At 67.9% G+C, this 13,208-nt stretch carries 12 protein-coding genes; 3 read left to right on the top strand and 9 right to left on the bottom strand.

Going from position 1 to position 13,208, the window contains the following annotated elements; translation table 11 throughout:
• Nucleotides 1-25 precede the first annotated feature (25 nt).
• Nucleotides 26-1,432, bottom strand: coding sequence for a dihydrolipoyl dehydrogenase (gene lpdA / locus B3Z70_RS03765; RefSeq protein ID WP_292023502.1), 1,407 nt, complete (start codon nt 1,430-1,432; stop codon nt 26-28).
• A gap of 178 nt (nt 1,433-1,610) precedes the next feature.
• On the bottom strand, nt 1,611-4,505 hold the full coding sequence (locus tag B3Z70_RS03760; RefSeq protein ID WP_292023500.1) for a TonB-dependent receptor: 2,895 nt from the start codon (nt 4,503-4,505) through the stop codon (nt 1,611-1,613).
• A 242-nt stretch (nt 4,506-4,747) separates the two neighbouring features.
• Between B3Z70_RS03760 and B3Z70_RS03755 the strand changes: the two genes are divergently transcribed.
• Nucleotides 4,748-5,848 (top strand): phytase, encoded by a 1,101-nt coding sequence (locus B3Z70_RS03755; RefSeq protein WP_292044708.1) that lies wholly within the window; start codon nt 4,748-4,750, stop codon nt 5,846-5,848.
• Nucleotides 5,849-5,972: 124 nt separating this feature from the next.
• On the opposite strand, the gene B3Z70_RS03750 is transcribed toward B3Z70_RS03755, so the two are convergent.
• Entirely contained in the window at nt 5,973-6,431 is a 459-nt protein-coding gene (locus tag B3Z70_RS03750; RefSeq protein WP_292021177.1) for a MerR family transcriptional regulator, read from the bottom strand.
• Between the two features lie 68 nt (nt 6,432-6,499).
• Here B3Z70_RS03750 and B3Z70_RS03745 point away from each other — a divergent pair, with 68 nt between their 5' ends.
• On the top strand, nt 6,500-7,087 hold the full coding sequence (locus tag B3Z70_RS03745; RefSeq protein WP_292021175.1) for a methyltransferase family protein: 588 nt from the start codon (nt 6,500-6,502) through the stop codon (nt 7,085-7,087).
• 160 nt (nt 7,088-7,247) lie between these two features.
• Here B3Z70_RS03745 and B3Z70_RS03740 read toward each other — a convergent pair whose 3' ends face one another.
• The 5 genes from B3Z70_RS03740 to B3Z70_RS03720 all read right to left on the bottom strand — a co-directional run bounded on the left by B3Z70_RS03740 (nt 7,248) and on the right by B3Z70_RS03720 (nt 10,765).
• Nucleotides 7,248-7,520, bottom strand: coding sequence for an HPr family phosphocarrier protein (locus B3Z70_RS03740; protein ID WP_248119329.1), 273 nt, complete (start codon nt 7,518-7,520; stop codon nt 7,248-7,250).
• Nucleotides 7,517-7,921: a PTS sugar transporter subunit IIA gene (locus B3Z70_RS03735; protein WP_292021174.1), complete on the bottom strand. Its 405-nt coding sequence runs from the start codon at nt 7,919-7,921 to the stop codon at nt 7,517-7,519. The genes B3Z70_RS03740 and B3Z70_RS03735 overlap by 4 nt, the downstream gene beginning before the upstream one ends.
• A gap of 120 nt (nt 7,922-8,041) precedes the next feature.
• Nucleotides 8,042-8,470, bottom strand: a complete 429-nt coding sequence (locus tag B3Z70_RS03730; protein ID WP_292021172.1) for an HPr kinase/phosphorylase — start codon at nt 8,468-8,470, stop codon at nt 8,042-8,044.
• The gene (locus tag B3Z70_RS03725; protein WP_292021170.1) at nt 8,467-10,092 is read right to left on the bottom strand and encodes a sensor histidine kinase; all 1,626 of its coding nucleotides are present in this window, start codon (nt 10,090-10,092) and stop codon (nt 8,467-8,469) included. The genes B3Z70_RS03730 and B3Z70_RS03725 overlap by 4 nt, the downstream gene beginning before the upstream one ends.
• Complete coding sequence (locus tag B3Z70_RS03720) at nt 10,061-10,765, bottom strand: response regulator transcription factor (RefSeq protein ID WP_292021168.1); 705 nt, start codon at nt 10,763-10,765, stop codon at nt 10,061-10,063. Before B3Z70_RS03720 ends, B3Z70_RS03725 begins: the two co-directional genes overlap by 32 nt.
• A 251-nt stretch (nt 10,766-11,016) precedes the next feature.
• Between B3Z70_RS03720 and B3Z70_RS03715 the strand changes: the two genes are divergently transcribed.
• Nucleotides 11,017-12,735 carry a hypothetical protein gene (locus B3Z70_RS03715; RefSeq protein ID WP_292044706.1) on the top strand — a complete coding sequence of 573 codons (1,719 nt, stop codon included), beginning with the start codon at nt 11,017-11,019 and terminating at the stop codon, nt 12,733-12,735.
• Between the two features lie 34 nt (nt 12,736-12,769).
• Here the strand turns inward: B3Z70_RS03715 and B3Z70_RS03710 are convergent, their stop codons facing one another.
• Nucleotides 12,770-13,108 carry a zf-TFIIB domain-containing protein gene (locus B3Z70_RS03710; RefSeq protein WP_292020238.1) on the bottom strand — a complete coding sequence of 113 codons (339 nt, stop codon included), beginning with the start codon at nt 13,106-13,108 and terminating at the stop codon, nt 12,770-12,772.
• Nucleotides 13,109-13,208: the final 100 nt, after the last annotated feature.

Here is a 13,208-nt window from a genome sequence, read left to right as displayed (position 1 = left end):
CCTAGGCGGGGGAGGATCATCAAAATCAGGCCTGCATCATCCAGCCTTCGACATCCATGGCCGCCTGGCGGACGGCTTCCGAACGGGTCGGGTGGGCGTGGCAGGTGCGGGCGATGTCTTCCGATGCGCCGCCGAAGCTCATGGTGATGGCGGCCTCGTGGATCATTTCGCCGGCCTGCGGGCCCATGATGTGAACGCCCAGCACCTTGTCCGTCGCCGCATCGGCCAGAACCTTCACGAAGCCGTCGGTCTCGTGGTTGATCTTGGCGCGGCTATTGGCGGCGAAGGGGAATTTGCCCTTCTTGTAGGCGACGCCGGCGGCCTTCAGCTGGTCCTCGGTCTGACCGACCCAGGCCACTTCGGGGAAGGTGTAGACGACGCTGGGCACCAGGGCGTAATCGACGTGGCCGTATTTTCCGGCGATGGTGTCGATCACGGCGACCGCGTCTTCTTCGGCCTTGTGCGCCAGCATCGGGCCGTGGGTCACGTCCCCGATCACCCAGACGCCATCCGCCACCTTGAAGTGGTCGTGGTCGATGAAGCCGCGCTTGTCCGGCGTCACGCCCACGCTCTCCAGACCCAGGCCGTCCGTATAGGGACGACGGCCGATGGCGATCAGGACCACGTCGCCCTTGAGCGTTTCGGCCGCGCCGCCCGCCGACGGCTCGACCGTCAGTTCAACGCCGTCCTTGCCCGACTTGGCGGCCGTGACCTTGGCGCCCAGTTTGAAGACCATGCCCTGTTTGGTCAGGGTGCGCTGGAAGGCGGTGGCGACCTCGGTGTCCATGCCGGGCGTGACCCGGTCCAGGAACTCGACCACCGTGACCTCGGCGCCCAGGCGGCGCCAGACCGAGCCCAGCTCCAGACCGATGATGCCCGCGCCGACCACGATCAGCTTTTTCGGCACGGCCGGCAGCGACAGGGCGCCGGTGGAATCGATGACCTTGCCGTCCTCGAACGCCACGCCCGGCAGCGGGGTCGGCTCGGAGCCGGTGGCGATGACGATGTTCTTGGCGTCCAGCGTCTGAACGGCGCCGTCGGCGGCGGTCACCTCGACCTTGCCCTTGCCGACGATCTTGCCCTTGCCCTTGATCCACTCGACCTTGTTCTTCTTGAACAGGAACTCGATCCCCTTGGTCAGGGCGGTGACGCTGTCGTCCTTGGCCTTGTGCATCTGGCCCAGGTTCAGCTTGGGCTCGACCTCGATGCCGATCTTGGCGAACTCGCCGTTGGCGGCGTCCCACAGTTCCGAGGCGTGCAGCAAGGCCTTGGACGGCATGCAGCCGACGTTCAGGCAGGTGCCGCCCAGGGTCGAACGCATCTCCACGCAGGCGACCTTAAGGCCCAGCTGGCCGGCGCGGATCGCGGCGTTATAGCCGCCAGGGCCTCCACCGATGATGACGACGTCGTAGGCGGCGGTGGCTTCGGCCATGGTATCCTCTGGTCTTCTGGCGCGCGGGAAAAGGCGCGCGGACACTAGCGCCGACCCCGCACGGGTCAACCGCTGCCCGCCATATGGGGCCGCCTTTCGACCAATTGCAGAGGGTCGGACGACGAAAAAGGGCCGGACGTCGCCGCCCGGCCCCTTCGATCACCTTCGGTCGGCGCGCCTACAGCTTGAAGCGCACGCCCACGAAGACGTTGTAGCCGAACTTCTCGTACTCGTAGGTCCGCTCCTTGACGCCGTAGTAGCGCACGCCCGCGCTGTCGGTCAGGTTCTTGGCCTCGCCGAACACCTCCACCCCGTTGCCGAAGTCGTAGCTGGCGGTGAAGTCCAGCTGACCGCGACCCTCGACGTAGAGATCGAGGCCCGGCGTCTTGGCGTTGATCGCCTCCAGGAAGTCGCCGCGATGCGTGTAGGAGACGCGGGCGCTGAAACCGTACTGCTCGTAGAACAGGGCGGCGTTGTAGGTCTCGTCCGACTGACCCGGCAGGGCGAACGTGTCCCGCCCGGCGAAGGCGCGGCTGGTTTTGATCTCCGCATCCGTCAGCGTGTAGTTGGCGAAGACGCCAAAGCCTGACGCCCAGCCCGGCAGGAAGTCGAACGTCTGCTGCCAGTTGAACTCGATTCCGGCCAGATGCCCATCACGCGCGTTGCGGGCCTCGGTGATGTCGGCGAAGCCCGTGGGCGAAGGCGCATAGACGGCGTTATTGGTGATCAGGGTGAAGCGGTAGTTCGAAAGATCCTTGTAGAAGGCGTTGGCCGAAATCACGCCCAGCGGACGCAGATAATATTCCAGGCCGGCGTCGATGTTGTTGGACAGGGTCGGACGCAGATCGGGGTTGCCACGAGCGACGGTCGGGCGCGTGTTTTCCGTCGTCTCAAGCACGCGCGGCACGATGTCGGTGTAGTCGGGGCGCGAGATGGCGCGCGTCAGGGCGAAACGGCCGACCAGTTGATCGCTGAAGCTGTGACGGATCGTCAGATTGGGGAAGAAGTCCGTCTGGTCGCGGTCGACGTTGACCGTCGTCTGCGCGTTGGACAGCGCCACATTGACCGCCGAACCTTCGAAGCTCGTCTTTTCGACGCGCAGGCCGATCAGGACATTGGTCGCGCCGATGTCGAAGCGCGCCTGGCCGTACCCCGACAGGATGTCCTCGTTGGCGGTGTAGTCGGCCGTGATCGACTGGGGCGTGCGGCGTGCGGTGACGCCCTTGGACCCCGCCTCGGCCGCGCGGCCGAGATAGTCGGAAACCAGATTATGATCCAGTTTGAAGCCCAGATTGTAGTCGTAGTTCTGGGACACGCGGTCGCTGAGCAGCGAAGCTAGAGAACCCGGATCCAGCGGCGCCGGATTGGTGTCGGTGCTCCGATGACGGAAGCGCTCTTCGTCGGCGCTGACGTCGCGGGTGCTGTATTTGGCGCCGAACTTGAGAGTCACGTCGCGGCCGCCGATGACGGTCGGCAGTTCGTAGTTCGTCTTGAACGACACGTCTTCCTGCTCGGTCGTGTTCGTGCGGAAGGTGTTTTCGCGGAAGCTGTAGTTGGCCGCGTTCAGATAATAGCCGGTGGGTTCCGTGAAGGCGGAATAGGTCGGGGCGTAGTGGTCTGCGGTATTGTAGCTCAGGGTCTGAGACCCCGAGCGATAGACCAGCTCGTCGCGATGCGGATAGGTCTGCTCGCTCCTGGCCCAGGCCAGGGTCGCGTCCCAGACGGCGCCGTTGCCGAAGGTGTATTCGCCGCCCGCGTTCAGGGTCGTGATCTGGTTGTTCTGCTCGCGGTGACGCAGGGCCTTGTAGATGCGGGCCCCGGTGTAGGTCGCCGCCTGGTCCGTCACCGCGCCGCTGGCCGTGCCATCGGAGTAGGTGAAGCGCAGGGTGTCGCGATATTCGTCGTCGTTGAACTCGGCGAACGAGCCGCGCACCCAGGCCTTGAGCGCGTCGCTGGGACGCCATTCCAGAGCGCCGGTCACGGCCTTGCGCGTGCGTTGGGTCTCGTAATCCTTGAACAGGGATTCTTCGAGCACATAGTGATTGAATGCGGGGTTGGCCCTGGCGGACGAACCGCTGCCGATGGTCGCCCGATCATCGAAGATCCATGCGTTTTCGACATTGTCCGGCCGGCGGTTGGTCTCGGAATAGCTGACCGACAGCAGGGCGCCGAAGGTCTCGTTCGGGCCGAAGACGTTGGACGCCGTGGCGCCCGCGCGGGTGTCCGAGCCGCCGTAGTCGTTATAGCTTCCGCCCGCATAGCCGCTGATGGCCAGGCGGCGCTTGTCGAAGGGCGAACGGGTCTTGATGTCCACGGCGCCGGCGATGGAGTCCGCGTCCTGGCTGGGGCGCAGGGTCTTGGAGACCTCCACGGTCGAGACGATGTCGGACGGCAGGGTGTCCAGATCGACCGCCCGGGTCGAGGGCGAGACGGCGGGAATGGCGACCCCGTCCACCGACACGGCGGTGAAGGACGACGGCGCGCCGCGCACATTGATGTAGCGGCCTTCGCCCTGGTCGCGCTGGATGGCGATGCCCTGAACGCGCTGCAGCGATTCGGCCACGTTCGGGTCGGGATAGCGGCCGATGGCGTCGGCCGACAGGACGTTGACCGTGCCCTCGGCGTTCTTCTGCTGGTTCAGCGAGCGGGCCACGCCGTCGGTGATCACGCCGGTCACGATCACGTCCGCCACGTCGGTCGCTGAGGCGGACCCCAGGACGATGGCCACATTGGCGTCTTCGCCGGGCGTGGTGACGACCGTCTGGCTGGCCGACGGCAGGCCCAGGTAGCGGACGTCCAGAACCATCTGGCCCGCCGCGGTCGGCAGGGTGAACTCGCCCTGGGTGTTGGTCACGACCCGCTGGCCCGACCCGCGCACCACGACCTCGGCGCCCGGCAGGGGCGCGCCCGAGGCGTTCGTCACCCGGCCGTAGATCACGTCGCCCGCGACGGCGGCGGAGACGGCCACGGCGTCGGCGGTCTCGGCGTGGGCGGCGACGGCCATCGGCGCCAGGATCATCGGCGCCATCAGCACAGGCTTCAGCGCAGCGCTCATCAGCAGGTTCAGCTTCATCTCTTGTCCCCCTCGGTCCGCGACGTTTCGCTTCGGCCGATGGGGGCGGCCCTTAACCTTTGGCGACGACGCGAAAGCGACGGTTGCGCGACGCCCGTTTCGCGATTGTCCGACAGCACCGCGACGATTGATCCCTTGTCGGATCATTGGTCATCGAATCGACGTCGAACCGTCACGACGTCGCCGTTGACCGGGCCGGCGTCGTGGCGACAGGACGCCCGCACACCGTTTCGGAGCCCGCCATGCGCCGCCCTCGCCTTCGCCTGCCGACCGCCTGCGCCCTATTGTCGCTGCTGTCCGGCTGCGCCGCGCATGAAGTCGATTTCCAGGGCGAAGGCGCCGGCCTCGTCGGCCCCGGCGCGCCGGTCCACGCCGTGCTGGAGACCCCGCCCGTCGGCGCCCCCGGCCAGGACGCCGCCGACGACCCGGCCGTCTGGGCCAACGCCACGCCCGTCATGGTGATGGGCCAGACCACGCCCGGCTTCGTCGCCGGCACGGACAAGAAGTCGGGCCTCCATATCTACGGCTTCGACGGCCGCATCCTTCAGTTCCTGCCCGAGGGGCTGCTGAACAATGTCGATGCGGTCGAGGGCCTGTCCATCGATGGCCGCCCGCAGCTGGTGCTGGGCGCCAGCGACCGCACGCCTGGACGGACGGGCATTTCGCTCTATGTCTTCGACCCGGCCGGGACGGGTCCAAACGCGGTGCGCTACTGGGGCCATGTGGCGACCGACGTGGTCGAGCCCTACGGCTTCTGCTTCGCCCGTCGCGGTCCAGAGGTTCACGCCATCCTGGTCGGGCACGAAGGCGAACTGCGCCAGTTCGTCCTTAGCGCCGACGCCGCCGGCCGCCCGACCGCCCGCCTGGTCCGCACGGCCGAGATCGGCTCCATCTCGGAAGGCTGCGCCGCCGACGAGGCGGGCGACGCCCTCTATATCAACGAGGAAAACGTCGGCCTGTGGCGCTATGGCCTGGACCCGGCGTCCGGCGCGGCCCGCACCCTGATCCAGCCCATCGCCAAGGACATCCTGGTCGCCGACGCCGAAGGCCTGACCACCATAACCGACGCCTCGGGCCGCTATCTGATCGCCTCCAGCCAGGGCGATTCCACCTTCCCCGTCTGGCGCATCGACGGCGCCGCGCCGCAATACAAGGGCCGATTCAAGGTCGTCGACGGCGCGGTGGACGGCGTCACCGGCACGGACGGCCTGGCGGCCGCCAGCGGCCCGGCCGGCCCCTTCCCCGAAGGCGTCTTGGTGATCCAGGACGACCTCAACGACGGCGGCGCCCAGAACTTCAAATATGTCGATTGGCGCGACGTGCGCACGACACTGGGGCTATAGATTCCGCTTCCCTCTCGGGCGAGGGTTCACCAAGATCGGCATTGCGTACGGCGGAGATCTGAGGCCGGAAATCGGTGGCGGGCCAGTGCGATGCGCCCGGCGATGGAGCGACCCATTACCGACGTCAAATTTCAGCCAGAGTGATCGGCCGCTGGTGTTCGTGCTCGCACAGGGCGTGGTCGCCAAGGACTTCGATGACGCGGCAGTCGCCCGCGCGCCCCTGACAGTTGGCCGCCACCATCCGCTGCAACTCAGTTCGTAGCGCCGCCAGACGAGCGATCTTCGCCTCCACGTCAGCGAGTTGTTCGGAGGCCAGAGCGTTCGCCTCCTCGCAAGGCCTGTCTGGGTCGTCCGCCAAAGCCAGCAGAGTGCGAATCGCCTGGACGGAGAAGCCGAGTTGGCGGGCGTGCCGGATGAAGGATAGCCGCCGAACCGAGGGCTCACCGTACAGACGCCGGTCGCTGTCCGTGCGGTCGGGTTCCGGCAGCAGGCCGATCTGCTCGTAGAACCGGATGGTGGGGACCTTCACCTCCGTGAGGCGGGCGAGCTTGCCTATGCTGAGGGCCGGACCGGGGATGGGCATTCTTCGAAAGTAACGCCTTGACCCTCTAATCGCTAGAGGAGTTAGCACGGACGTGAAGGAGATAATCGATGCCCACCGCCCTGTTCCTCTACTACCTGCTGTTCTTCGCTGCGGCGTTCGCCTGGCCTACGTGGCGCGTCTGGAAGCGGCATGGCGTCAATCCGCTCGTGCTGCCCCGTGACGACAGCGCCTACGGGCTGATCGGAGCCTGGTTCAAAGTCCTGATGCTGGCGCTGCTCGCCATGCTGGGCGGTCTGGCGTTCGGTGTCCCGGAGCGCCTGATCGCACCGCTCGACTGGCTAAGCTTGCAGCCTGTCAAGGTCGGCGGCTGGACAATATTGACGATATCGATGGTCTGGATCGTGGCGGCGCAGTTGCAGATGGGCAGGTCCTGGCGGATCGGGATCGACAGGCGTGAGCAGCCGCCGCTGGTGCAGGGGGGGCTGTTCCGGCTGTCTCGAAACCCAATCTTCCTGGGCATGCGCGCAAATCTGGTGGGCCTTTTCATGGTGCTGCCGAATGCGGTGACGTTTGCTGCGCTCCTGACTGGCGAAGTGCTGATGCAGGTGCAGGTTCGTCTGGAAGAACAGCATCTGAGCGCCGCGCTCGGCGACGCCTACAAGACCTATGCTCTGCGGGCACCTCGCTGGGCGTGACGCCGAAAACCCGAAGGGTCCGCTGACTAACCCGAGCAGATGATCGGAGTCTCCGCTGTCCGGCGCAGCGGCCGCCCGGCATCGAGAGTGCAATCACATGAGGCGCAATCCGGCTGAAGACCCGGGCCGCCCTCGGATCAAATCCGAGGGTGACGACCGGCTACTGATCCTCGTCGAACTTCCTGGCCACCAGGTCGGTCAGGGCCTCCATCGCCTCTTCGGCGTCCGGGCCTTCGGCGGAGACGTCGATGCTGCAGCCGATGCCGGCGCCCAGCATCAACAGGCCCATGATCGAGCGGGCGTCCACCGTCACCCCGTCGCGGGTGACGTGGATTTCGCTTTCGAAGCTGGAGGCCAGTTTGACGAACTTGGCCGAGGCGCGGGCGTGCAGGCCGCGCGTGTTGCAGATGTTCAGGGTCGCGGCGACGGTCATTTTTCGCCCGCCAGCACCCAGGACGCGACCGAGATATATTTGCGCCCGGCGTCCTGAGCATGGGCCACGCACGCCTCCAGCGTCTCGCGACTGCGCACGCTGGCCAGTTTGATCAGCATGGGCAGGTTCAGGCCGGCGATGACCTCGGCGTGGGTCTGCTCCATCACCGAAATGGCCAGGTTCGACGGCGTGCCGCCGAACATGTCGGTCAGCAGGATGACGCCGTCGCCGTCGTCCACGGCCGCCGCTGCGTCCACGATGTCGCGACGCCGACGCTCCATATCGTCTTCGGGGCCGATGCAGATGGCCGCGACCCCGCGCTGCGGGCCGACCACATGCTCCATCGCCGAAAGAAATTCTGACGCCAGCCCGCCATGGGTGACGATGACCAGACCGATCATGAGGACTTCACTCGCATCCCGCCCCGAACCGTCCCGAACGTTCCCCCGCCCGGCGAGGAGGCCGGACGCCGCCCTTTCCTGGACCGCAAGGGGGGTGTCATAGACCTGTCTTTCGGCGTTTCAAAGCGTCTCCAACGCCGCTGCGACCACATCGACGGCCGAGGCGGGGCGCGGGTCCAGCGTCAGGAGGGGCAGGTCCACCCCGCAGAACGCCCGCGATCGCGCCTCCGGCAGCCGTTCGACCGGCTCGTGCGTGCAGGCGACGGCCAGCCCCACTCTGACCAGCGGCCGTGTCGCGGCGGACACGATTCCCAGGCCGCGAACCTCGATCCGGCCCGCTATGGCGGCAGGCGCGCGGGCGTAGAGGGCGCCGTCCGACGCCCAGACATGGGTGTAGTCGTCGCTGACCAGCCGCCAGCCGCGCCCGATCAGCCGAAGGCCCAGGTCGCTCTTGCCCGCGCCCGATGCGCCCAGGATCATCACCCCGCGCCAGCCGCCCCCCTGGCGCACGGCGACCGTGGTGGCGTGGATGGGCGCGACGGGCGTCATGCCCGGCGGCCGACCGCCGGGAACAGGATTTCGAACCGGGCGCCGACGACCTGGCCGTCCTGCATCTGGTTCTCGGCGTGGACGCGGCCGCCGTGCGCCTCGACGATCTGGCGCACGATGGACAGGCCCAGCCCCGAGTTGGAGCCGAACTTCGCCCCCTGCGGCCGCGAGGTGTAGAAGCGTTCGAACACCGTCTCCAGGTTCTCGGGCGGGATGCCCGGCCCCTGGTCCTCGACCCGCACGCGCACCGGCAGGTCGTCGGCCGTCTCCTCCAGACTGACCCGGACCGCCCCGCCCGACGGGCTGAAGGAGCGTGCGTTGTCGATCAGATTGCGGAACACCTGGCCCAGCGGCCCGTCGCGGCCCATGACGCGCAGCGGCGTCTGGGGCGCCTGGAACAGCACCGGGATGTCGCCGGGCTTGGCCGTGGTGTCATAGACGCCCACGATGTCGGTCAGCAACTGGTTCAGCGTGATCGGGCGCGGCCGGTCGCGCGATAGCTCCGCATCCAGGCGCGAGGCGTTGGAGATGTCGGTGATCAGCCGGTCCAGACGCCGCACGTCCTGCTGCAACAGGGCCGTCAGCTTCTCGCGGTGGGCGTCGGTCTTGACCAGCGGCAGGGTCTCCAGCGCCGAGCGGATCGAGGTCAGGGGGTTCTTGATCTCGTGCGACACGTCGGCGGCGAACCGTTCGATGGCGTCCATGCGGGTGGACAGGGTGTCGGTCATGGATTCCAGCGACCGGGCCAGATCGCCGATCTCGTCCTTGCGATCCTCCAGATCGGGCAGGGAAATGGCCCGCGCCCGTTGCAGCTTGACCTGATCCGCCGCCGCCGACAGCCGCATGATCGGCCGGGCCACGAACAGATGCAGCAGCAGAGACGCCAAGAGATTGACCCCCAGGGCCACCAGGGCGAAGGGCACCAGAGCGCGGCGCTGGGCGCTCAGGATTTCGTCGACGTCGCCGGATTCGACCGTCAGCACCCCCAGCACCTGACGCACATGGCGCACGGGGATGGAGACGGACACCACCCGGTCGCCCGATTCGTTGCGGCGCAGCGTCGCCTGGGGCGCGCCCTCCAGCGCGGCGCTGACCTCGGCGGCCAGTTCGCTGTCGGCCCGCGCGATCCGGCGCTCGGACACCAGCTTGGCCGCCGCCCCGTCGTCGGTCGGCGATCCGGCCGAATGCGCGTCCGGCAGGGGCCGCCCGCCGATGGCCTCCGTCACCTGATAGCTGTCCACCAGCAACAGGCCGTTGATGTCGTACAGCCGCACGCGCTGCCCCGCCGGAATGAACCGATCGGTCAGCCACAGAGAGGCGCGGATGGGATCCAGCTCGGGCGTCGGCTCGCCGCGCGTAACGCCCTCCTCGCGCAGCACATTGGCCAGCAGTTCGGCCTGGACGGTCAGCGATTCCTGACGCGCCCCGACCAGCCCCTTGCTCCATTCGTTCAGCAGCAGGGCGCCGCCGAACAGGATCAAAAGGCTGAGCAGATTGAGCGCCAGGATGAAGCCGCCCAGCCGCGATCCGCCGAAGCGGAACAACGGCCGGCGCACGCGCTCCTCGTCGGGCTCGCGCCCGTCGGGTCGATCAGCTCTCGCGGTAGCGGTAGCCGACGCCATACAGGGTCTCGATCGCGTCGAACTCGTTGTCCACGGCGCGGAACTTCTTGCGCATCCGCTTCACATGGCTGTCGATGGTGCGGTCGTCGACATAGACCTGATCGTCGTAGGCAGCGTCCATCAGGTTGTCGCGGCTCTTCACGAAGCCGGGGCGCTGGGCCAGGGCCTGAAGCAGCAGGAACTCCGTCACCGTCAGCTTGACCGGCTTGCCGTCCCAGGTCGATTCGTGGCGCGCCGGGTCCATCGACAGCTTGCCGCGCTTGATCGCCCGGCCCGAGATCTCGGCGGCGGCTTCCGGCTCTCCGCCGTCGGCGCCGGTGCGGCGCAGCAGCGCCTTGACCCGTTCGATCAGCAGACGCTGGCTGAATGGTTTGTGGATATAGTCGTCGGCGCCCAGGTTGAAGCCCAGGATCTCGTCGATCTCCTCGTCCTTGGACGTCAGCATGATGACCGGAATCTGCGAGGTCTGGCGCAGGCGACGCAGCACCTCCATCCCGTCCATGCGCGGCATCTTCACGTCGAGGATGGCCAGGTCGGGCGGCGTGGATTCCAGCGCGGCGAGGCCGGAGGCCCCGTCGTGATAGGCGGTGATCTTGTGGCCATGGCTTTCCAGCGCCAGCGACACGGACGCCACGATGTTCTCGTCGTCGTCGACCAGGGTGATGTTCGCCAAGGGTGTCTTCTCCTGAACTTTGCGGTCCCGCGAGCAGGAACGCGCTTCAAGCGTAACCGTTCGATCACGGTCACATTAGGGCTATGACGCCCCGACCAGAAGGGAATTCGCTCGGAACGCCCTCGCGCAAGTCCTGGCCAAGATGGTTGGTTCCGCTCGCGATTTCAACGCACAGGCGCCCGCGACGCAGCCAGGGCCGCCCGCCGACGCGAAAACCTCGCCTTAAAGTCTTCGGGTCAAAGGATCGCCGCATGGCCGGTCCGATCCATTACGAAGTCTATGTCCGCAAGACCGCCCCGGCGGCCTGGACCCTGCTGATCGCCACCGAAAACCGCAAACAGGCCATCGAGGCGGCCGAGGACCAGTTGCGCGACCGATTCGCCGTCGCCTCGCGCGTCACCAAAGAGACGCTGGACCCCGAGACGATGGAGTTCGCCTCCGTCACCATACTGACGCTGGGCGCGCCCGAACCGCTCAGGAAGAAGGCGGCCGATGCGGCGCATCGCCCGGCCTGCTCCGGCCCGGCCGAACTCTATTCCCCCCACGCCCGCGCCCTGATCGGCCGGGTGCTGGAGGACTGGCTGCGGCGCGAGGGCGTCACCGCCTTCGAACTGCTGCACCGCCCCGACGTGGCCGAGCGGCTGGAGGCGGCGGGGATCGAGCTTCAGCACGCCATCCAGAAGGTCGCCGTTCCCGAAAGCCAGTCGACCGGCCAGGACGTCCACACCCTGGTCCGCCACTATCACAAGCTGACCGAACAGGCGATCGTGCGGCTGCGCAAGGCCGGGCGCGACGGCCTGTTCCCGACCCTTCGGGATCGCTCCATCGCCGACCTGGCCCATCGGTTCAGCGGCGCGCCGGACCGGGCCTTTCGCATGGGCGGGGTGGTCGCCGGCGCCCTCGCCGACCAGCAAGGCGCGCGGGCGCGTCTGTCGACCCTGATGGACCTGATGGACGCCGCCCCGGCGGACGGCCCGCCGCGCGCCCTGATCGTGGTGGCGGTCGAGCAGATCGTCGCCGAGATGCTGGCCCTGCGCCAGAACCTGCACGCGGTGCTGGGCCCGGCCCTGGACCAGGGCGCCAATCTGGCCGCCATCGTGCGGATGGTGGCGCCGGACGAGATGGACGGCCTGCTGAAGCTGGACCCGCGCCTGGACCTGATGATGCCGGCCATCGACGGACCGGCCGCGCGGCTGGGCGTGCATCTGGCCGCCGGGGAGTTTCCGCTTCTGGCGGCGGCTCTGGCCCGGATGGTGACGGGCGAACTGACCAGCCCGCGCCGCCTTCGCCCCAACGATCCGGTGGGCGAGATCGACATCCTGCGCCTCCTGGCCATGGCCCTGACGGCCTCGGCCGGGCGGCTGCTGACGCTGGAGGAGGTGCAGACCGCCTTCGTGGAGCGCTCCAAGAGCCTGGTCACGGCCGATTTCGTCGCCGCCTATGTCGCCGGCTGCCAGAGCGTGCTGGCCGAGGCCGAACACCTGACCCGGCTCTGCGAAAACGTGACTGGCGGAGCCAACAAGCGCGCGGCGGCCCGCTGGCTGGGCGCCTGCATCGGCTCGCTGCGCTTCGAGACCGAGATGCGCCAGGCCGCACCCGGCGGTCCCAGCCCGTCGCAGAAGCTGACCATACTGGCGCGGCTGCAACGGGCGGTGCGCGCCGCCCATCTGGGCGAACACGACCAGAAGCAGATCTCGGACGCCATCGGCGAGGTGGGCGCCCGTCTGGAGGCCGACGCCGGTCTGGTGGCCCAGATCGTGCGCGCGCCCGCCCCTGCGCCGAAAAAACTCGCCGCCCTGCTGAAACTGGCCGCCGGCGAGGCCGGCCCCCTGGGGCCGTCGGCCGAACGCGCCCGCGCCGAAGCCGTCCGCCTGCTCCGCGCCCCCGAAATCCGCACCGCCCTGTCCGCCGCCCCCGACACCGTCGCCGCCCTTCGCGGCCTGATGCAGGCGGCGGGTCTGGCGGCCTGAAGCGCGCGTTGGAAGGGGGAAGCTCCCGACGACTTCAGTCGAAGATGTCGAAGATGCTGTCGCGCTTCTTTTTCTTGTGGCGATAGTCGCCGTCGCGGTGGCGGTCGTCCCGGTATCGTTCGTCGCGATAGGGCGGGCTCTGGCCCCATGGCTGACCCTGAGGGGGCGGCGCATAGGCTTGCGGGGCGGGCGCGGGTATCGGCTGCACGGCGGCGGCGGCGCGACCCTCGTCGACGGCGGCGGACATCAGCTTTTCAAGCTCGCCGCGATCCAGCCAGACCCCGCGACAGGCGGGGCACATGTCGAACTGCACGCCGTTTCGCTCCAGCGTCTGCATGGCGGCGTCGTCATTGGGGCACATCAAAAGCGGCATTCGGGCTTCCCGTTCTGTCCAGAGTGGTCGGGCGGTCGACGCGACAGGCCAGGAGGGGAGAAAGCCCCGCCGCGTCGACGCACCCGTGCGGTCCGACATC

It is taken from the genome of Brevundimonas sp. UBA6550 (assembly GCF_002434505.1).
Classification (GTDB): Bacteria; Pseudomonadota; Alphaproteobacteria; order Caulobacterales; family Caulobacteraceae; genus Brevundimonas.
The sequence above is the reverse complement of the archived record's forward strand: the minus strand, read 5'-3'. Positions and strand labels throughout refer to the sequence as shown.